Genomic DNA, 17,934 nt, shown 5'->3' on the forward strand with positions numbered 1-17,934 from the left:
AGACGACAGCCGGGCGGGTGAAATCGATGGCGCGACCAGGGCCGATGATGTTCGAGACGTTCGCGGATCAGCGTCCGGCGCCGGGCTTCGCGGACCAGCGTCCGGCGCGGGACTTCTGGGAGCAGCCGGACCTCAACGAGGGCGTGCCCCGCGGCGACATCGTGGTCGAGGCGCCGGGTGACCCGTCGGGCTGGCAGGGTTCCGGGCCGGCGATCGCCACCGACGACCGGCCGCCCGCGGAGGCCACCTCGGGCAACCGCCTGCTCACGGTCCTGCTGTTCTTCGCCGGCCTGGCCACGAGCGTCGCGCTGTGGCTGTTCGAGACCGAGGCCGGCACGGTCAACGACACCCCGACCCTGATGATGGCGATCGGCCGGATCACCGGCCTGGCCGGCGGGTACGTCCTGTTCATCCAGCTGCTGATGATGAGCCGGGTCTCGTTCCTCGAGGAGTGGGTGGGCGCCCGCGACCTGCTGCGCTGGCACCGCTGGCTGGGCACGTCCCTGGTCGTGCTGGTCGGCGCGCACGTCGTCTTCATCGTGTACGGCTACGCGCTGACCTCGGAGACCGGCGTCGTCGACCAGGGCTGGACGATGATCACCACGTTCCCGGACATGATCAGCGCCACGGTCGCCACCGGCCTGCTGGTGTTCATCAGCCTCATCTCGATCCGCGCGTTGCGCAACAAGCTGCCGTACGAGCTGTGGCACCTGATCCACCTGACCGGCTACCTGGTCCTGCTGCTCGGCTACGGCCACCAGATCGCGATGGGCGCCAACCTGTCCGGCAAGTTCGCCGACATCTTCTGGCCCGCGCTGGGTGCCCTGGTCATCGCCGCCGTGGTGTGGGGCCGCCTGATCGAGCCGGTGTGGCTGAACCTGCGGCACCGCTTCGAGGTTGCCGAGGTGGTCGCCGAGGGCACGAACACGTTCTCGATCTACATCGACGGCCGCCGCCTCGACAAGCTGCCCGCGCAGGCCGGCCAGTTCATGCGCTGGCGTTTCTTCACCCGCAACGGCTGGTGGCAGTCCCACCCGTTCTCGCTGTCCGCCGCGCCGAACTCCGAGTGGCTGCGGCTCACCGTCACCGCGGTCGGCGGCCACACGGCGAAGCTGGCCGAGATGGAGCCCGGTACGCCGGTGTGGGCGGAGGGCCCGTTCGGCACGTTCACCGCGCAGCGCCGTACGCGTCGCCGCGCCCTGCTGATCGCCGGCGGCAGCGGCATCGCGCCCATCCGTGCGCTGCTGGAGGACATGCCGCCGGACACCATCGTCATCTACCGGGCCAGCCGCCCGGACGAACTGGTGTTCCGCGAGGAGCTGGAGGACCTGGCGGAACGCCGCGACGCCTGGGTGCGCTACATCGTCGGTTCCCGCACGGACCCGGGCCCGCGCCGCCTGTTCACCGCGAACGGGCTGCTCGGCCTGGTGCCCGACGTCAACCGGCGCGACGTCTACCTGTGCGGACCGCCCGGCCTGGTGGGCGCGGCGGTGCAGACGCTGCGGGAGCTCGAGGTGCCCGACAGCCAGATCCACCTCGACCCCTTCGAGTTCTGAACCGAGTCCTGAAGCCGAATCCGTAGCCCGGGAGTTTTGATGCGACGCAGCACCGCAGCAGCCGTTGGGACCTTGACCGGCGCCGCCCTGATCGTGGGCGTACGCCTCAGCGTGTCCGCGCCGGCCGTGCCCACGGCCGCGCCGCCCGCCGTCGACCTGGCCGGCTCCGGTCAGGACGCCACCACGGACCCGACCAAGAAACCGTCCTCGAAGAAGCCGCCGAAGAACGACGGCGACGAGGACGACGACGCCGGCTCGTCGTCGGGTGACTCCGGCGCGTCGTCCGGCGAGGCCGGCGGGAGCGGGCTGAAGGACGGGATCTACAAGGGCGCGGCGGTCAAGAACCCGTACGGCACGATCCAGGTCTCGATCAAGGTCCAGGGCGGCAAGATCTCGGCGGCGGACGCCACGTACCCGACGACCGGCGAGAGCGCGGAGATCAACCCGCCGGCGGTCGCGACCCTCAAGCAGGAGACGCTGAAGGCGCAGAGCGCCGACGTGAACGCGGTCTCGGGCGCCACGTTCACCAGCGAGTCGTACGTGAAGTCGCTGCAGGCCGCGATCGACAAAGCGAACGCGTAGATTTCGCCTATGCACCACGCCGAGCACGTCATGGGTACGGTCGTCAGCATCGACCTCGCCGACGAGCTGCCGCCGGCCACCCTCGAGTCGATGATCGGCGACGTGTGCGCGTGGCTGCACGAGGTCGACCGCCGCTTCAGCACGTACCGCGACGACAGCGAGGTCAGCCGCTTCCGCCGCCAGGAGATCACGCTCGCGGACTGCTCCCCGGACATGCGGCACGTCCTGGAGGCGTGCGCGGACCTGTGGCGCGAGACGGACGGCTACTTCGACGCGTACGCGGGCGGCCCGCTCGACCCCTCCGGCTACGTCAAGGGCTGGTCCGTGGAGATCGCCTCCGCACGCCTGGCCGAGGCGGGCTCGGTGCGCCACTGCGTGAACGCCGGCGGCGACATCCGCGTCCGTGGGCTGGCCGCCTCCGGAAAGCCGTGGCGGGTCGGCATCCGGCACCCGTGGGAGGCCGACAAGCTCAGCTGGGTCCTGTCGGTGACGGACTGCGCCGTGGCCACGTCGGGCACGTACGAGCGCGGCGACCACGTCATGAACCCCCGCTCGGGCAAGCCGGCCCGGGGACTGCGCTCGATCACGGTCGTGGGACCGGACCTCGCCATCGCCGACGCGTACGCGACAGCCGCCCTCGCCATGGGCGAGCCGGGCATCGGCTGGCTCGCCAAGCTGGTGCCGGACGGCTACGAATCCGCCGCGGTGACCGACGACGGCCGCGCCTTCAGCACCGCCGGCCTCCCAGCCGCTGTCTGACCCGATGCCGTTCCTCATCAGAAGTCCGCGAACAGGTACGGCATCTTCTTCGGGAACAACGCACTCAACGCCTCCACGGCAGGCGCCTCCACCCGGCCGAACCCGCGCGTCATGACCTCGACCGGGTCCAGAACCCCGTACGCGAGCGCCGAGATCCCGTGGCAGTTCAGCGTCGCCTGCGGCTCGTCCTTGGTCTCCTCCACGGCCAGGGAGCCGGCCTCGCCGGTGAGCCGATAGCGCCCGGCGAGCAGCTCGTCGTCCACCACCTCCACGGTGACGCCCAGCTCCGCCCCTGAGCGCAGGCCGTTCAGCGCGTCGATCGACAGCAGCCGCACCATCGGGCCGCCCATGCGCGGATGCTCGACCCGGCCCTCGGTGACGACGGCGAAATCGGTGCCCCACAGCTCCGGCACCTCGTCCGTACCGATGGTGAGCCGGACCCGGGCGACCTGATCGACGTGCCGGGCGAAGAACTGCAGCAAAAGCGCCCGGCCCATCGCCCCGGTAGTGAGCAGGTCGCCGGCCACCAGGTCACCGCCGTACTCGTCGATCCGGTACGTCACGGCGCCCACCACCTCGCCGTCGACGCGGGCGATCGCCACCCAGCGCGAAGGACTCTCCCGGAACTCGGCCGTACGCGTCTCGTCGTACACCGAGAAGCCGTGCCGTTCTTCCAGCAGCCGCAGCGTCAGCGCGTTGTAGTCGTCGAACCCCTCCGTGATGTGCACCCGCTCCACGTCGCCCGGCAGATCGGTCCTGAGGAGGTGGGAGAGGCCCTCGGGGGCGAAGGTCGCGGTGCGCACGCGTGGCACGCCGACGTAGCCGAGCCGCCCGTAGAACGAGGGGCGGAACGGATAGAGCGCGCTGACGGCACACCCTTGCTCCCGCATCTGCCAGATCAGCCGCGTCATGAGCTCCCGCACGAACCCCCGCCGCCGCGCCGACGGATGCGTCGACACCGAGGCGACCCCGGCCATGTCATGGACGACCCCGCGCACGTTCTGCCGCATCGGAAACGCGGCGACCCCGGCGAGCGTCCGCCCGTCCTCCTCGGCGATGAGACTGGTCGCGGTGCGGTAGTACTTCATCCGCCGGGCATAGGTCTCCCGCTCGGCGTCGGTCCAGGGCGAGGGCATGAACGCGTACGTCTGCAGCGGGAACATCGTGCCGGTGCGCTCGTCGGCGGTGATCTGTCGGATCTCCATGGCCCCATCCAACCCGGAAGGGCCCGGTTCCCGCTCGGTTGTTCCGCCGGCCTGTGGATAACTCCGACGCCAGGCCGCTGACCTGCGCCTTCGCCCCGGTGCCCGGTTTGCCGGACTTCCCCATGAGCAACGTTCTGACCTGGGCCGACGGCGACACGCGACGCGCCGGGGGACCCCGGTTTGGCAAGGCACGGGCGGACCCGCTAATGTTTCATCCGTCGCCGGGGGAACCCGGGGGGACAAGCGGACGTAGCGCAGCTGGTAGCGCATCACCTTGCCAAGGTGAGGGTCGCGGGTTCGAATCCCGTCGTCCGCTCGGAGAGGCCGCCACAGGTTACGTGCGGGGCCGGCTCGGTGGAGTGGCCGAGAGGCGAGGCAACGGCCTGCAAAGCCGTGTACACGGGTTCAAATCCCGTCTCCACCTCGGCATCAAGATCGAGGGCGATTGGCGCAGCGGGAGCGCGCTTCCTTGACACGGAAGAGGTCACTGGTTCGATCCCAGTATCGCCCACCACAGTTTGTGCAGCTCAACGGCCCACTACCGGACCACCGGTAACGGGCCGTTTGCGTTGCGCCGCTTACGGTGGGAGCACAAGATCATCTGCGGTCGGTCGGCGAGGCCGACGCTGGCGCCCCGACCGTCCGGGGGCGTGGCGCCCTTGCGGGTGATGGCGTGAAGGTCGACACCCCGTCCGGGCTGATCGGCGTCGGCTACGAGGGCCGCACGGTCGAGTAGGCTGCGCCCCGCCAGCCGGACCGCAGATCCACGAGACGGTACCTAATAGCCGCCGTTGCCGCCGGGGCCGTTGTGGGTGCCGACATTACGAGCTTGGACGGCGTGTCGTTCCGCGGCGTAACGCTGTGCCGCGGAGGCCGCCGTGCGGCTTGCCGCGTCGTCATCACCGGATGGCATGCGGTGCCGGTCGCGCAGGATTACGTACGTCATCGAGGCCGCGACCAGGATGACCACGATCACCAGCAGTATCCAGAGCGAGATCATGATCGCATCGTAGGCGACGCGAGGTCGAAGATCTATCGGCGACTACCGACGCCGGCTAATCACACAACGTTACGGCTTGACCGGCTCATCGACCGGATCGATCTGATCACTTCTGCGGTCCCGTGGGCCAAGCCGGTGAACGCCATCACGACAGCGTTCCGGCCGCGCAGTGCGTCGAGAATCTAGTGCCTCGTCTTTGAACGTTGGCGGTGTTATCCGTCGGTTCTGAGGCTGTTTCGGGCAGGCTGTTCCTCTCGCTGTGGTGTGAGAGGTGATGCCGGGTGGGCCGACGCCCGGAAGTGTTCGTCAGGGCTCTGTCGATGGCCGAAGGCCAGCGGCTGCAGAAGATCACCCGGACGGCAAAGGACCCGGTGCGGCTGCGCCGGGCGATCGTGGTGCTGATGTCCGGTCAGGGCCAGCCGGTGCCGGACATCGCGTATCTACTCAAGGCCACCGAGGACTACGTCGGCGACGTGATCCACGCGTTCAACGACAGGGGGTTCGACGCCCTGGACCCAAAATGGACAGGGGGCACACCGCACAAGATCAGTGAGCAGATCCGCGACTGGATCTGCGTGATCGCCCGGTGTGACCCCCGCTTCCTCGGCCGGCCGTTCTCGGGCTGGTCGCTGTCCAAGCTGCGCGACTACCTGATCGACACCGGCCAGGTCGCCACGATCAGTGTCGAGACCGTCCGGCGGATCCTGCACGAACGCGGCGTCACCTGGCAGACGTCGACGACCTGGAAAGTCAGCAACGACCCCGACTTCACCACCAAGATGCGAGCGATCCTGGACCTCTACGACCATCCACCGGCCGGCGGCCGAGTCGTCTGCGTCGACGAGTTCAGACCGTTGAACCTGCAGCCCCGGCCCGGCAAAGCCTGGAAACCACAAAGCCGGCCGGTCCGGCTGCGAGCCACCTACCACCGTGACCACGGTGTCCGGCACATGATCGCCAGCCTCGACCTGTCCACCGGGAAAATCCACTACCGGATCCGGAACCGGAAACGCTCCAGCGAATTCCTCGACTTCCTCAAGTCCCTACGCCGCCGCCGGCCCGGCCAACGCCTGTATCTGATCCTGGACAACTTCTCCCCGCACAAACACCCCACCGTCCGGGCCTGGTGCCAAGCCAACGATGTCGATCTGGTGTTTCTGCCGACCTACAGCTCCTGGCTCAACTGGATCGAGGCCGAGTTCGCCGCCCTGCGCTACTTCGCGCTCAACGGCACCGACCACCGCTCCCACGAAGAGCAGGACGCCGCGATCGGTGACTACATCCGCTGGCACAACCAGCGCGCCCGGCCAAAGACCGGATACGCGACCAAGTCGAAGATCCGCCACCCGGATTACCCGTTCAAGGCCGCATGACGAGGCACTAGAGGCCTACCTCGTCGGATTGGATGTGTCGCGGCTGGTGGACGTGCGACTCAATCCCATCTCCCGCAAGCCGAGCCTGACTAAGACCGCTCTGGGCCGGACGCTGGCCGAGGCTGGCATCGTTCATGAGCACCGGCGCGAGCTTGGCAATCCGAAGGCCGACCGGGCAGGGTTCGCCGGTGGCGTGCACGACGCGTCGGGCTGGTGGGTCCACGGGCTGCAACACAAGGTGACGCACACCCTCACGGTCGCCGCCGGCTGCGACGCCGCGGCTACTGCTCACAACTCCCGTCGCTCGAGGATGACGACAGCGACGGCCACCAGCGCGACCGTCGAGGCCAGCGTCACTCCCACCGCGGGAAGGTAGTCGGTGACCTCGGCCGCGGTCCCGGTCAGCAACCGGCCCGGCACCGCCGTACCGATGAACGGCACCTGCTGCGCGACCCCGGCCACCAATGTGACCAGAACGGACAGGCTCGCGGTGACGATCTGTCCAGTGGCCCGCGCTCCGATCAGTGTGACGACTGCGCCGACCCAGATCAGGTACAGGCAACTCAGCCCGGCTCCCGCGAACAGGTCGCCCAGGGGCGGGGCACCGATCAGGACGGTGGTCTCGTACCAGGCTCCGGCCAGGCCGAGCAGGTACACCAGCACGGTCGCGCCGGCGGCGACCGCGAATCGGGGAAGCAGCAGCGTCGCCGAGGCAGGCAGCCGGCCGTACCGGGTTCCTCTGGTCAGCGACCAGTGGTACAGGCCGGCGGCGCGGCTGCTGTACGGGCTGAGCGGGCCGGCGATGGCCACGATCAACACGACCACGCCGAGCTGGCTGACCTGGTTGACGTAGGCCGCGATGCCGCCGGCCGGGGTGGGGCTCGGCAGGGTGGCTGCCAGGGCCCGGGTCTCCGCGGAGTGTTCGAACAGCCAGGCGAGATTGGCCGCCATGATCGGTAGGCACAACCCCAGCAACAAGAACAAACCGAACAAGCCGATCAACCGATGGGTACGGATCCAGCGGACCAGTTCGAGCCGCAGCAGACTGGTGGGGTTCATGCGCCTACCAACTCTCCGGTGAGGGCGCCGGTCAGCGCCAGGAACGCTCGTTCGAGGTCGCCGGTACCGCCCGGGCCGGTCTGCGGGTCGAAGGCGGTCAGACCGGTAGTCGGCCCCTGATACACCAGCCGGCCGCGGTGCACGACGCCGACAGTCGACGCGGCCTGCTGGATCTGGGTCAGGTCATGACTGGAGATCAGTACTGCGGTCCGCTCGGCCAGCCGTTTGAGCAGTGTGACGAGCTGCGCCCGGCCGGCCGGGTCGAGTGCCGCCGTCGGCTCGTCCATGATGATCAGCTCGGGATAGCCGACCAGTGCGACGGCCAGCCCGAGCCGCTGGGTCATGCCCCGGGAGAAGCCGCCGACCCGGCGATCGGTCACGCCGGCAAGCCCGACCTCGGCAAGGATCGTGGCGGTCGCCTCGACCGGCCGGTCCGGGGCGGTCAGCCGACGGGCCAGATCGACGACCTCCCGGGCGGTCAGCCACGGCTCGAACTCCGGAACGTCCGGACAGATCGCGAGCTTCGCCGCCGGGAAAGCCCGCTCGACCCGGCCGGTGTCGGGCCGGCGCACGCCGGCGATCAGGGCGAGCAGGGTGGTCTTGCCCGACCCGTTCGGGCCGACGAGACCGTAGATGCCCCGGCGAGGTACCACCAGGTCGACGCCGAGGACCCCGGTGCCGTCCGGGTACCGGCGGACCAGCCCGGCGGTGCGCAGGACCGGATCGACGACGTCGAAGCTGGTGTCCCCGGCGGTGCCGGGCGCCGACGGCCCCTCGCTGAGGCTGCGGGTCCCCCGCCCCAGGAAGAGGTACGCCAGCAGCCCCCACGGGAACGAGGCCAGTGCGACGGCGGTCCACCCGACCCGCGGCAGGTACCGTGGCGCCGGTCCCCGCCAGATGTCCACCAGGCCGGCCACGATGCAGCCCGCGACGAGCAGCAGGGCCGGCGCGATCGCGGCGGCCACCTCGGGAGACAGGTCGTTGTCAAGCACGATCCCGACCGTACGGAGCGGGCGTGCCACCCACGACCGGGTGCACTCCCCAGTCTGTGGTGTAGCCGGCTACACCTTGATCGATCGAGGCCTCCTGACGAACACTCGACCGCGACGGGTGGAAACGGGGGTCGACGACGTGCGAACGAGCCTGCACCGGGCGTGGCTTGGGAGCCGGCAGCTGCTTGTCGGCGGCCGGACCGCGCTGCTCGCACTGGTGGCGTTCGTGCTGACCGCCGCGGCGCTGGCCTCCAGCCCGCCGCTCGGGGCGCTGTTGCTGCCGGTCGCGGCCACCGCGAACCGCAAGGTCGCGACGTCCGAACGGCGCCGGGTCGGCCGCCTGCTCGGTACGCCGGTGGAGTACCGGTATGCGCCCCTGCTCGACGCGGCGACGTCGGCGCGCCAAGGGTACGCCCGGCGCTGGTTGACGATCATCGTCCGTACTCTCGCCGCCCGTTCGACCTACCAGGACGCCGCGTGGACGGCCGTACACGGTCTGCTCGGCACGGCCCTCACCGTGCTGGTCCCGGCGCTCTGGGCGGCCGCCGTCGCCGCGGTCGCGGCCGTGCCGTGCTGGCTGTTCGTGCCCGGGACGAGCGCGGCCTGGCTGCTGCCGACGGCGCTGGCCCCGGTGACCCTGCTCGCCCTGCGGTCGCTGCCGGCGTTCGCCCATGCGCAGGCCCGCCTGTCGGCGCGGATGCTGGCCGAGCCGGCACAGGCGCGCATGTCGGCCCGGCTGGTGGAGCTGGCCGAGACCCGGGCCGGCGCCCTGGCCGCGCACAGTGCGGAGCTTCGCCGGATCGAACGCGACCTGCACGACGGCGCGCAGGCGCGGCTGGTCTCGATCGCCCTGCGGTTGTCCCTGGCCGAACGGCGGATGACCTCGGATCCCGCGCTCGCCGCCCACCTGGTGGGCCAGGCCCGGGAGGGGGCCGAGGCGGCCATGGGCGAACTGCGCGACCTGATCCGCGGGCTGTACCCGCCGATCCTCGCCGACCGGGGCCTGGTCACCGCAGTCGAGGCGCTCGCCACCCGTAGCCCGGTGCCGGTGACCGTCACCGTGGACGCGCGGACCGTCGAGCGGCCGCCGGCGGCGGTGGAGGCAGCCGCGTACTTCGCGGTGTCCGAGGCATTGGCCAACGTCGCCAAGCATTCCGGCGCCGGGCGATCGACTCTCGACGTGGATCTGGACGACGAGCGGTTGGTGATCGTGGTGACCGACGACGGCGCCGGCGGCGCCGACGAGTCCCGCGGCACCGGTCTGAGCGGAATCCGCCACCGGGTCGCCGCGTTCGACGGCAGCCTGTCGCTGTCCAGCCCGGCGGGCGGTCCGACGGTGCTGACCATCCGGCTGCCCTGTACGGCCGAGGCGGATCCACTGTGAACCGGGGGCGGCCGTGCGGGTCGTGATCGTAGAGGACAACGTACTGCTGGCCGAGGGGCTGCGGCTGATGCTGGAGCTTGAGGGGGCGACAGTCGTGGCGGTGCTGCATACCGCCGAGGAATTCCTGACCACCATCGGCGAGCACGCCCCGGATGTCACCATCACCGACGTACGCCTGCCGCCCGCCTTCAGCGACGAGGGCGTCCGGGCCGCCGCCGAGGCCCGGCGCCGCTGGCCCGGCCTGCCGGTGCTGGTGCTGTCCCAGTACGTCGAGCACGTCTACTCTGCCGAACTGCTAGCTCAGGGCGCCGGCGGGGTCGGCTACCTGCTCAAGGACCGGGTGTCCCGAGTGGACCAGTTCCTCGACGCCCTGCGCCGGGTGGCGGCCGGCGGCACTGCGATCGACCCGGAGGTGATCGCCGAACTGTTCCGCCGCCAGCGGCAGGACAGTCCGCTGGAGCGACTGACCGCTCGGGAGCGAGAGGTGCTGTCGCTGATGGCGCAGGGCCACTCGAACACCGCGATCGCCGAGTTGCTCATCCTGACCGAGCGATCGGTGAGCAAACACATCGGCAACATCTTCGCCAAGTTCGACCTGCCCCCGGACGACAGCGCACACCGCCGGGTACGCGCCGTCCTGACGTTCCTGAACTCCTGACAGCGGCGGCGGATCTCACCTTACGAACCCATTCGCCGCCGACAACGCGCGCTCGTCCGCCGGCTTCGACCTGCCTCTGGCTTGATCGGGCAGGCGGCGGTGGGAGCAAACGTTCGTTCGGGGCCCTCGGTCCGAACCGTACGGCCGGGTCGCGGTCTTTCTCGACATCGCCGGTAACCGGTGGGACCTTCTCGGAGCTTCCTGACGATCCCAGCACGATCCACCGGCAGGGCCGTCCGCCGGATCGGGTCGAGCCCACCATGGGCCTGCCCTTGCCGTGCCTGGTCGAGGCACGCCGTCGAAAAAGCGGGCGGACACGACAGCGGCGGCACGGTACATTCTCGTCGCTCAATGATCAGCCCCCGGCCGGGCGACGGTGATCGTCGCTTCGGCCGTTGTCACGAGACGGAACAGTTACTTGCGCAGCATGCCCACCAAGCTCACGTTGGCCGCCTTGACCATTGCCGCGACGGCACTCGCCGGTTGTCAGGACGACAAAGCGGATCCGGCGCAACCGGCCACCGGCCGGGCAGCGTCATCGGCGTCCGCCGCTACCGGGATCGCGGTGTTGAGCGCCGACGAGATCATGCAGCAGGCGAGGGCGACACTCACCGCGGCGAAGTCCTTCCGGGTCAAGGGAAACGTCCGACAGGGCGGCCAGCAGACCAGGATCGACGTCAAGGTCAGCCGAACGGGATTCATCAGTTCCATGTCCATCGGCAAGGCCGAGGTGAAACTCATCTCCGTCGACGGCAAGAAGTACCTGCGGGCGAACGAGCAGTTCTGGATCGTGGCGACCGATGCCCGGCAGGGTAAGGCACTGGCTCGGGGAATCGGTGACCGGTGGGTCGCCGGAGCGGACACGGACCAGTCGTTCGCGAACCTGTTCGCCATCGGTTCCGCCGACCGTTTGTTCAAGCCCGAAGGTGCGCTGAGCAAGGGCGAGGAGAAGCAGATCGGCGGCGTTCCGGCGATCGCGCTCAAAGACGCCGGCGATCCCGGCACGACGTTCTACGTCGCGACGACCGGGGAGCCGTACCCGCTCCAGATGACCGGCACGGATGGTTCCGTGATGAAGTTCAGCGACTTCGGCGCCTCATTCACCGACCTGGAGGCGCCGACGGCTGGAAAGGTCGTGGACCTCGGCCAGTTGACCGGCGACTAGCACCGGCCGCCAGCCGGGATACCGGACGAAGCGCAAAGCTCAGGAAGATCTCACATCCGGTCCTTGCCCGCCGATGGGGTGACAAGTCGCGGAAGCGTAGGAGGGTGACGTTGGCCGGGTCCGGACGGACGCGCACGGTACTGCGCTGGCCCGCCGTACTCGCCACGATCGCCTGTGTCCTGGCCGCAGCGGGCTCGGCATCTGCCCGGGCCACGCCGGGCGGCGACGCGGCCCTGTACGCGCAATGCCGGAACGCGATGCAGGAGATCACCGATGACTATCGCGACGCGGACAACGTCTCGGTTGCGATGGTCTGCGAGCGGCCGGACGGCACATCGGTCGACCCGAAGCTGTGGTTGCCGGCCGCCCCTGCCCGTACGGCACCGACCCCGGCGATGACCGGGGACCACCGGGGTTGCGTCGCCGGCCCCGGGCGGCCGGTGGTCGGCACGACCCTGACCACCGTGTGGGCGACGAGCGGTCCGGGCGAAATCATCTACGAGTACCAGCCGTTGGACGGCAGCGAAACCATCGACTCGTCCGGTTCCCGGGTTCTCGAATTCGGTCCGGGCGACCTGGCGCCGGGCGGGAGCTACCGGTGGCGGGCACGGGTCGACGACACCGCGGATCGGGCCTCCGGCCAGGCGACCTTCTACCCGGACGACGAGCAGGCCTGGTCGCCGTGGTGCGAGTTCACCGTGGCCGCTGACGCTGTCGACTACCGGCCCCTGGGCGACGTCAGCCTGGAAGCACTCAACGAGCTGGGCCTGCGCCCCGATCGCCAGTACGCGCTCAGCTTGTCCAGCCGCCAGCAGCGCCTGCTCCGCGAGGGTACGGATGTCGGCCGGACCAGCGCCCGGATGACGCTGACCGGGCCACGCTGGGCCGATCTGCTGATCCAGCTGACCGAATCGGCCTTCCTCGCCGATGAGGTCGCCGCCGAGGCGGACGAGGAGGACTCGGCACCGCCGGACGGAACCGTCTACCGCGAGCTGGTCGACGTCCTTTCCATCGAACTCGGGGGCCCACGGCACCCGAAAATCTAGGCCGAGGGCCGCCAGGCAACGACCTGCAGGTGGTGGACGACCGAAACGGCGATAGGTCGTTGGTTAGGCTCTGCCCGTGTTCGAGTCTTCGCGGATCTGCCGCTGCGTCATCTGTCACGACTACGGCGATCGTGGCGACTACGACGCTGCCGACCGCGGGGCGATCGGCAATGTGGAGAAGTTCGGGTCGAGCGTCATCGGTGTCCCGGCGGACGATCAGGGGCCGGGTTGGGCGTACACGATCGGTCGCTGGCACAGCCGAGGCGGACCGGAACTGGCCATGTTCGGGCTCGACCTTCCCGTCATGCAGTCGTGCTTGAACACCCTCGGGGAACGCGGCGGCCTGGCCGACGGCCAATCTCACGACGACGTCATCAAGGGATATCCGGTACGCCTCAGAGCCGTTGAGCCGACCTGGTATCGGGCGTTCTTCGGCCACGGGATCTGGTTCTATCGACGCCCGCCCATCCCTTTCCTCGAGGTCGTCTGGCCGGACCGCGAGGGCGCATTCCCGTGGGACACCGGTGACCTTTCCCAGCCGCACCTCTGGCTCGCGCCGGCGGAGCACCCGCAAGGGGTCTGGACCCAAGACGTTTGATCACCTCGGCCGGGCAAGCGCCACGACCGTCACCCGGACACGAGAACCTCGGCGATCATGCGGTGACCTTGGGCTTCGAAAGGCTCGTCACCCACTCCATGGGCCCAGCCTGCCGTCCCGATCGCTTCGCGGACCCGATTACGGCGCCACGCGCCCGCCTCGCGCGGATCAGCCCCGTACCCGTCAAGGAATGCCGCCTCGAATCGGGGATCGCGGCGGAATTCCTGAACGGCCAGGCGGGCGAAGTCGGTGGATGCGGGCCGCAACGCCGCGCGACCGAAGTCGATCACGCTGACGACACCGTCGTGAATGAGCCAGTTGCGCGGCTGCCAGTCACCATGGGTGGCTACGAGCGTGGCCGGTGGCGTCGGCCACGTAGCGATCTCGGCCCGTAGCCGCTGCACGATGGCCGGCTCAATCCGATGTGGTGCGGCGAGCCAGGCCAGCGCTTTTTCGTTCTCGCGTCGCTCGTAGTCGTCGTCCGTGACGGCGGTCTGGGCGTGCAGCAAGGCGAGTAACTCACCTGCCTGCCGGTAGGTGCGCGGATCGTCGGCGTGTTCGCTGTCGAGGACAAGCTCGCCGGCGAGGTACCGAGTGACGAGGAGTTTCGCCTCCGCGCTGCTGTGTACCAGGATCGGTGCTCGGCCCCGGTCGGTCCACGGTCGTAACCAGCTGAGGTGAGCGTGGAGTTCCCGCGCGATGTGATGGTCGTTGTCGCCGCCGGCTTTGACGATGAACCGGGACCCGGCCCAGGTGACTTCAAGGACCGTGGTCTGCACCAAGCCCCAGCTGTGATCCTTCTCGACGACCCCGCCGGGTAGCCACTGCTCCACGAGCGCCTGCTGTTGTGGGGAGAGTTTCCCGAGCCCGGAGACCACAGCGCGATCGTACGGGGTGGGAAGCCACCAGCATCACGCCAAGCCGGCGGCCGGGATCGCCCCACCGGAGATGCCGCCACGGCGCCGCAGATGCGAACCTGACGGCGGCAGCGCAGGATGGGCGGTGGGCGAGATTTTTGCGCGGCTCCGGCGACAGGGACGGTGAGGGACGGTGGGATGACGCGTGCAGGGCTCACCCGCCGAGACACCGAAGTGCGGGAGTTCATGGATGATCCCGACTGCGACCCCGACCGGCTCCAGCACACCTACCAGCATTTCAGCACCATCAACCGGCTCCTCTCCGGCTGGCGGAGCATCTACCGGCGTTCGATCCGGCCACGCCTGGACGCCGACCGGCCCACCACGCTGCTGGACATAGGCTTCGGGGGCGGGGACATCTGTCGCGCTCTGGCGAGGTGGGCGGCCCGCGACGGGCTGAGCTTGCGGACGACGGCCATCGACCCGGATGAGCGCGCGCTTCGTCATGTGCGACGGCTGCCCGATGCCGGGGTTCACTTCGAGCAGGCGTCGAGTGCGGATCTGGTCGCCCGTCGGGAACGGTACGACGTGGTCATCTCCAATCACCTCCTCCACCACCTCGACGCGGTGGCCCTTCCCGCCTTGCTGGCGGACAGCGTGACGCTGGCGCGCCACCTGGTCATCCACAACGATCTGTCGCGGGGGCGTGCCGGGTACGGGGTGTACGCCGTCGCTACGTTGCCGTTCGCCCGGCGATCCTTCATCCATCAGGACGGGCTGCTCTCCATTCGCCGCAGCTACCGGCGCCGGGAGCTGCAGGCGGTCGTTCCGCCGGGGTGGCAGGTCAGATCGATGTTTCCGCAACGCCTGCTGCTCACCCATGAAGGAGGTCATCGATGAGCGGCCGCCGGACGAGCGGGCGGGCGACGCTGGCCCTGATCACCGCCGCAGCGGTGAGCTACACGTGCAACGCCGCCTTCGGCGCGGCCGTCGCCGTGGGTGCGATCGACAACGGGCGCATTCGCTGGGTTCATCATGCTCTGTACGTCGCGACCTCGTCGTTGACCACGGCCGCGGTCGCTGCCGGCGTGATCGAGGGCCGGCCTGCCGGTCTTGCGTTGCTGCCGGCGTTCGGTCCGCTCGTCGCGCTGCCGTACGCCGGCGGACGGGTTCGCCGGCATGCCGTTCTCGCCGGGTCGGCGTCGCCGGCGTTCGCCACCGCTCTCGTTCTGGCCTGGAGGAGTCGCTGATGGAGTTTCTCGATGTGGTGCGTCGCCGCAAGACCACCAACGGCGCGTTCCTGCCCGATCCGGTCTCCGAGGAGCACCAGCGGCTCCTGATGGAGGTCGCCGGACGCGCCCCGTCGCAGCTGAACAGCCAGCCGTGGCGATTCGTGATCGTGGAGGAACGCCCGACGATCGAGGCCATCGCGCGGATCAGCGGGGAGAGTATGACCGAGGCGATGTCCAACGGCACCTTCTTCGAGCGTTACAAGCCGTACTTCCGGTTCAGCAGGGAGGAGATGGAACGCCGTCGCGACGGGATGCTGTTCGACCGTCTGCCCGCACCGCTGCGCCCGTTCACCAGTCAGGTGTTCACGTCCCGGGGGCAGAAGCTGATGAACGCCATGCGGGTGCCGCAGAGCCTGGGCGAGGAGAACCGCAAGCTCGTTGCCGGCTCCCCGTTGCTGCTGGGCGTGATGCTCGACCGGTCCGAGTACCGGCCGGGAGAGCTGTCCTCGTTCTATTCCGTGTTCAGCATGGGCGCGGCGATGGAGAACGTCTGGCTCACCACCGTCGAGCTCGGCATGGGCATCCAGTTCATCTCTTTCCCGATGGAGGTGCCCGGGCGGTGGGATGAGATCGTGCGCCTGCTGCGGGTTCCGGACGATCTCGAGCTGATGGCCGTCTACCGCCTGGGCTATCTGCCTGCGGAGCAGCGGCGTCCCCCGATCGACTGGACCAGCTCGCAGCGCAAGGTGCCCTCGCAGTACGTCTTCCGCGGCACCTGCGACACCCCCCAGGAGGGCTGGGACCAGCGAATAGACTGACCTCGTGCTCTACAGGTTCGGCGAATGCGAGCTCGACACCGAGGCGTTCGAGGTGCGTTCGGCCGGCCGGATCGCGGACGTCGAACCACAGGTCTTCGAGATCCTCGCCTGTCTGCTGGCGAATCGGACCCGGGTCGTCCCGAAAGAAGAGCTGCGCGAGGCGGTGTGGGGGAACCGTTTCGTCTCCGACTCGGCGCTGACGACGCGGATCAAGCAGGCGCGTAAGGCGATCGGCGACGACGGCCGGACACAGCAGTTCATCAAGACGGTGTACGGCCGTGGCTACCGGTTCGTGGGCGAGGTCTCCGTGGCGTCGGCGACTTCCCTGCCGGAGGCCGCTTCCGACAGCGAGATCCATTCCGTCCCGCCGACCCGGTATGTCGTCAACGACGACGCCTCGATCGCGTATCAGTGTTTCGGCGACGGCCCGAACCTCGTGCTGATCGAGGGCTTCGCCACCAACGTCGAGGTGCAATGGGAGCATCCCGCGATCGCCCGTTTCCTGCTCGGTCTCGGGACGTTCTGCCGCGTCGCCGTCATGGACAAGCGGGGAACGGGGTTGTCGGAGCGGCTCGGCCGGGGCGAGGCCCCTCCCCTGGATCAGCGGGCCGACGACGTACGGGCCGTGATGGACGCGGCGGGCATGGACCGGGCGACGGTCTTCGGCTCCTCGGAGGGCGGGTCGCTGTCGATCCTGCTGGCGGCTACCCATCCGGAGCGGGTCGAGCGCCTGGTGCTGCACGGCACGTGGGCGCGACATCCGTGGCTCGGCCGGCCCGACCGGCCCGAGTTCGCCGCGGTGGAACGGTATTGGGGCAGCGGCCGGACCTACGCCTGGCTCGCCTCCTCGATCGGCGCCACGGCCGGCGGACGCCGGTTCCTGGGCCGGCTCGAACGCCAGGGTGCGACGCCGGGCACCGCGCGCCGGCTGGCCGAGCTGATGAGCGGGATCGACGTGACGCCGCTGTTGCCGAGCATCCACGTTCCCGTCCTGGTGGTGCACCGCTCCGAGGACGCGATCTACGGCATCGGGCATGCTCATGACCTGGTACGCGGGATTCCCGACGCCGAACTCGTCGAGCTGCCCGGCAGCGATCATTTCCTGTTCAGCGGCGACACGGGACCGATTCTGGCCGCGGTGCAGCGGTTCGTCACCGGCTCGGCGCCGCCGCCCGCGCGGGACCGGTTCCTCGCCACCGTGCTGTTCGTCGTGGTGGCGGACGCCGGCGGTTTCGCCCCGATTCCGGACGGCCACATCGGTACGGTGCGGCGCATCGTGCAGGACCATCAGGGTGAGCTGATCAGCGTGACCGCGGACGGCCTGCTGTGCACCTTCGACGGCCCGGGCCGGGGCGTCCGGGCGGCGTGCAGGCTACGCGATGCGCTCGCCCCGCTCGGCGCCACGGTCCGGGCCGGTGTGCACACGGCCGAGGTCGAGCGGCGCGGCGACCGGTTGGCGGGCATGGCCGTCAGCGTCGCCGGCGGCCTGGCCCGCGCCGCCGACCCGGGGACCGTTTTGGTTTCGCGTACGGTCATCGATCTGGTCGCCGGCTGGGGCCTGGCGTTCGCCGCACGGAGCGGGCCGCCGGTCGCCGGTCTGCCGGTGTTCGAGGCCGTCGCCTGACCCCGAGTCTCCACGATTTCGTCAGC

General features: G+C 69.6%; 19 protein-coding genes, 3 tRNA genes and 1 pseudogene. 18 read left to right on the top strand and 5 right to left on the bottom strand.

Going from position 1 to position 17,934, the window contains the following annotated elements:
• The first annotated feature begins 26 nt into the window (after window positions 1-26).
• From AB0K03_RS03715 to AB0K03_RS03725, 3 genes are read left to right on the top strand one after another with little or no spacing between them, the layout of a single operon-like run.
• Window positions 27-1,556 (top strand): ferric reductase-like transmembrane domain-containing protein, encoded by a 1,530-nt coding sequence (locus AB0K03_RS03715; RefSeq protein WP_364679983.1) that lies wholly within the window; start codon window positions 27-29, stop codon window positions 1,554-1,556.
• Between the two features lie 39 nt (window positions 1,557-1,595).
• Window positions 1,596-2,138 (top strand): FMN-binding protein, encoded by a 543-nt coding sequence (locus AB0K03_RS03720; RefSeq protein WP_364679986.1) that lies wholly within the window; start codon window positions 1,596-1,598, stop codon window positions 2,136-2,138.
• Between the two features lie 9 nt (window positions 2,139-2,147).
• Window positions 2,148-2,897, top strand: a complete 750-nt coding sequence (locus tag AB0K03_RS03725) for an FAD:protein FMN transferase (protein WP_364679988.1) — start codon at window positions 2,148-2,150, stop codon at window positions 2,895-2,897.
• A 17-nt stretch (window positions 2,898-2,914) separates the two neighbouring features.
• Here the strand turns inward: AB0K03_RS03725 and AB0K03_RS03730 are convergent, their stop codons facing one another.
• Window positions 2,915-4,102, bottom strand: coding sequence for a GNAT family N-acetyltransferase (locus AB0K03_RS03730; RefSeq protein ID WP_364679990.1), 1,188 nt, complete (start codon window positions 4,100-4,102; stop codon window positions 2,915-2,917).
• Between the two features lie 243 nt (window positions 4,103-4,345).
• Here AB0K03_RS03730 and AB0K03_RS03735 point away from each other — a divergent pair.
• The 3 genes from AB0K03_RS03735 to AB0K03_RS03745 all read left to right on the top strand — a co-directional run bounded on the left by AB0K03_RS03735 (window position 4,346) and on the right by AB0K03_RS03745 (window position 4,616).
• A tRNA-Gly gene (locus AB0K03_RS03735) sits at window positions 4,346-4,418 on the top strand.
• 37 nt (window positions 4,419-4,455) lie between these two features.
• Window positions 4,456-4,526 (top strand) — tRNA-Cys (locus tag AB0K03_RS03740).
• Window positions 4,527-4,541: 15 nt separating this feature from the next.
• A tRNA-Val gene (locus tag AB0K03_RS03745) sits at window positions 4,542-4,616 on the top strand.
• 264 nt (window positions 4,617-4,880) lie between these two features.
• Here the strand turns inward: AB0K03_RS03745 and AB0K03_RS03750 are convergent.
• On the bottom strand, window positions 4,881-5,102 hold the full coding sequence (locus AB0K03_RS03750; RefSeq protein ID WP_364679992.1) for a hypothetical protein: 222 nt from the start codon (window positions 5,100-5,102) through the stop codon (window positions 4,881-4,883).
• Window positions 5,103-5,422: 320 nt separating this feature from the next.
• Here AB0K03_RS03750 and AB0K03_RS03755 point away from each other — a divergent pair, with 320 nt between their 5' ends.
• Entirely contained in the window at window positions 5,423-6,475 is a 1,053-nt protein-coding gene (locus AB0K03_RS03755; RefSeq protein ID WP_364679994.1) for an IS630 family transposase, read from the top strand.
• Between the two features lie 34 nt (window positions 6,476-6,509).
• Window positions 6,510-6,851 carry a DUF488 domain-containing protein gene (locus AB0K03_RS03760; RefSeq protein WP_364679997.1) on the top strand — a complete coding sequence of 114 codons (342 nt, stop codon included), beginning with the start codon at window positions 6,510-6,512 and terminating at the stop codon, window positions 6,849-6,851.
• On the opposite strand, the gene AB0K03_RS03765 is transcribed toward AB0K03_RS03760, so the two are convergent.
• Entirely contained in the window at window positions 6,764-7,534 is a 771-nt protein-coding gene (locus AB0K03_RS03765; RefSeq protein WP_364680000.1) for a hypothetical protein, read from the bottom strand. The two genes, AB0K03_RS03760 and AB0K03_RS03765, sit on opposite strands and share 88 nt — an antisense overlap.
• Window positions 7,531-8,526, bottom strand: a complete 996-nt coding sequence (locus AB0K03_RS03770) for an ABC transporter ATP-binding protein (protein ID WP_364680002.1) — start codon at window positions 8,524-8,526, stop codon at window positions 7,531-7,533. The genes AB0K03_RS03765 and AB0K03_RS03770 overlap by 4 nt, the downstream gene beginning before the upstream one ends.
• A gap of 139 nt (window positions 8,527-8,665) precedes the next feature.
• Here AB0K03_RS03770 and AB0K03_RS03775 point away from each other — a divergent pair, with 139 nt between their 5' ends.
• The 6 genes and pseudogenes from AB0K03_RS03775 to AB0K03_RS03800 all read left to right on the top strand — a co-directional run bounded on the left by AB0K03_RS03775 (window position 8,666) and on the right by AB0K03_RS03800 (window position 13,377).
• Window positions 8,666-9,910: a histidine kinase gene (locus AB0K03_RS03775; protein ID WP_364680005.1), complete on the top strand. Its 1,245-nt coding sequence runs from the start codon at window positions 8,666-8,668 to the stop codon at window positions 9,908-9,910.
• A 13-nt stretch (window positions 9,911-9,923) separates the two neighbouring features.
• Window positions 9,924-10,568 (top strand): response regulator transcription factor, encoded by a 645-nt coding sequence (locus AB0K03_RS03780; RefSeq protein WP_364680007.1) that lies wholly within the window; start codon window positions 9,924-9,926, stop codon window positions 10,566-10,568.
• 112 nt (window positions 10,569-10,680) lie between these two features.
• Window positions 10,681-10,773, top strand: a pseudogene (locus tag AB0K03_RS03785) (VOC family protein); the annotation flags it as partial.
• A 222-nt stretch (window positions 10,774-10,995) separates the two neighbouring features.
• Window positions 10,996-11,733, top strand: coding sequence for a hypothetical protein (locus AB0K03_RS03790; protein ID WP_364680010.1), 738 nt, complete (start codon window positions 10,996-10,998; stop codon window positions 11,731-11,733).
• A gap of 104 nt (window positions 11,734-11,837) precedes the next feature.
• Window positions 11,838-12,779 carry a hypothetical protein gene (locus tag AB0K03_RS03795; RefSeq protein ID WP_364680013.1) on the top strand — a complete coding sequence of 314 codons (942 nt, stop codon included), beginning with the start codon at window positions 11,838-11,840 and terminating at the stop codon, window positions 12,777-12,779.
• 76 nt (window positions 12,780-12,855) lie between these two features.
• Window positions 12,856-13,377 carry a DUF4262 domain-containing protein gene (locus AB0K03_RS03800; RefSeq protein WP_364680015.1) on the top strand — a complete coding sequence of 174 codons (522 nt, stop codon included), beginning with the start codon at window positions 12,856-12,858 and terminating at the stop codon, window positions 13,375-13,377.
• A 29-nt stretch (window positions 13,378-13,406) separates the two neighbouring features.
• Here AB0K03_RS03800 and AB0K03_RS03805 read toward each other — a convergent pair whose 3' ends face one another.
• The gene (locus tag AB0K03_RS03805) at window positions 13,407-14,255 is read right to left on the bottom strand and encodes an aminoglycoside phosphotransferase family protein (protein WP_364680018.1); all 849 of its coding nucleotides are present in this window, start codon (window positions 14,253-14,255) and stop codon (window positions 13,407-13,409) included.
• Between the two features lie 177 nt (window positions 14,256-14,432).
• Between AB0K03_RS03805 and AB0K03_RS03810 the strand changes: the two genes are divergently transcribed.
• The 4 genes from AB0K03_RS03810 to AB0K03_RS03825 are packed head-to-tail and all read left to right on the top strand — an operon-like array spanning window position 14,433 to window position 17,908.
• Window positions 14,433-15,134, top strand: coding sequence for a class I SAM-dependent methyltransferase (locus AB0K03_RS03810; protein WP_364680021.1), 702 nt, complete (start codon window positions 14,433-14,435; stop codon window positions 15,132-15,134).
• Window positions 15,131-15,484, top strand: a complete 354-nt coding sequence (locus AB0K03_RS03815) for a hypothetical protein (RefSeq protein WP_364680023.1) — start codon at window positions 15,131-15,133, stop codon at window positions 15,482-15,484. Before AB0K03_RS03810 ends, AB0K03_RS03815 begins: the two co-directional genes overlap by 4 nt.
• The gene (locus AB0K03_RS03820) at window positions 15,484-16,284 is read left to right on the top strand and encodes a nitroreductase family protein (protein ID WP_364680026.1); all 801 of its coding nucleotides are present in this window, start codon (window positions 15,484-15,486) and stop codon (window positions 16,282-16,284) included. Before AB0K03_RS03815 ends, AB0K03_RS03820 begins: the two co-directional genes overlap by 1 nt.
• Before the next feature lie 4 nt (window positions 16,285-16,288).
• On the top strand, window positions 16,289-17,908 hold the full coding sequence (locus AB0K03_RS03825) for an alpha/beta fold hydrolase (RefSeq protein WP_364680029.1): 1,620 nt from the start codon (window positions 16,289-16,291) through the stop codon (window positions 17,906-17,908).
• Window positions 17,909-17,934: the final 26 nt, after the last annotated feature.

This window comes from Actinoplanes sp. NPDC049316 (assembly GCF_040677315.1).
Taxonomy (GTDB): Bacteria; Actinomycetota; Actinomycetes; order Mycobacteriales; family Micromonosporaceae; genus Actinoplanes.

Coding starts and splice junctions, on each gene's coding strand:
- AB0K03_RS03715 (WP_364679983.1), top strand. CDS start 27: ATGGCGCGACCAGGGCCGATGATGTTCGAGACGTTCGCGGATCAGCGT.
- AB0K03_RS03720 (WP_364679986.1), top strand. CDS start 1,596: ATGCGACGCAGCACCGCAGCAGCCGTTGGGACCTTGACCGGCGCCGCC.
- AB0K03_RS03725 (WP_364679988.1), top strand. CDS start 2,148: ATGCACCACGCCGAGCACGTCATGGGTACGGTCGTCAGCATCGACCTC.
- AB0K03_RS03730 (WP_364679990.1), bottom strand. CDS start 4,102: ATGGAGATCCGACAGATCACCGCCGACGAGCGCACCGGCACGATGTTC.
- AB0K03_RS03750 (WP_364679992.1), bottom strand. CDS start 5,102: ATGATCTCGCTCTGGATACTGCTGGTGATCGTGGTCATCCTGGTCGCG.
- AB0K03_RS03755 (WP_364679994.1), top strand. CDS start 5,423: ATGGCCGAAGGCCAGCGGCTGCAGAAGATCACCCGGACGGCAAAGGAC.
- AB0K03_RS03765 (WP_364680000.1), bottom strand. CDS start 7,534: ATGAACCCCACCAGTCTGCTGCGGCTCGAACTGGTCCGCTGGATCCGT.
- AB0K03_RS03790 (WP_364680010.1), top strand. CDS start 10,996: ATGCCCACCAAGCTCACGTTGGCCGCCTTGACCATTGCCGCGACGGCA.
- AB0K03_RS03810 (WP_364680021.1), top strand. CDS start 14,433: ATGACGCGTGCAGGGCTCACCCGCCGAGACACCGAAGTGCGGGAGTTC.
- AB0K03_RS03815 (WP_364680023.1), top strand. CDS start 15,131: ATGAGCGGCCGCCGGACGAGCGGGCGGGCGACGCTGGCCCTGATCACC.
- AB0K03_RS03820 (WP_364680026.1), top strand. CDS start 15,484: ATGGAGTTTCTCGATGTGGTGCGTCGCCGCAAGACCACCAACGGCGCG.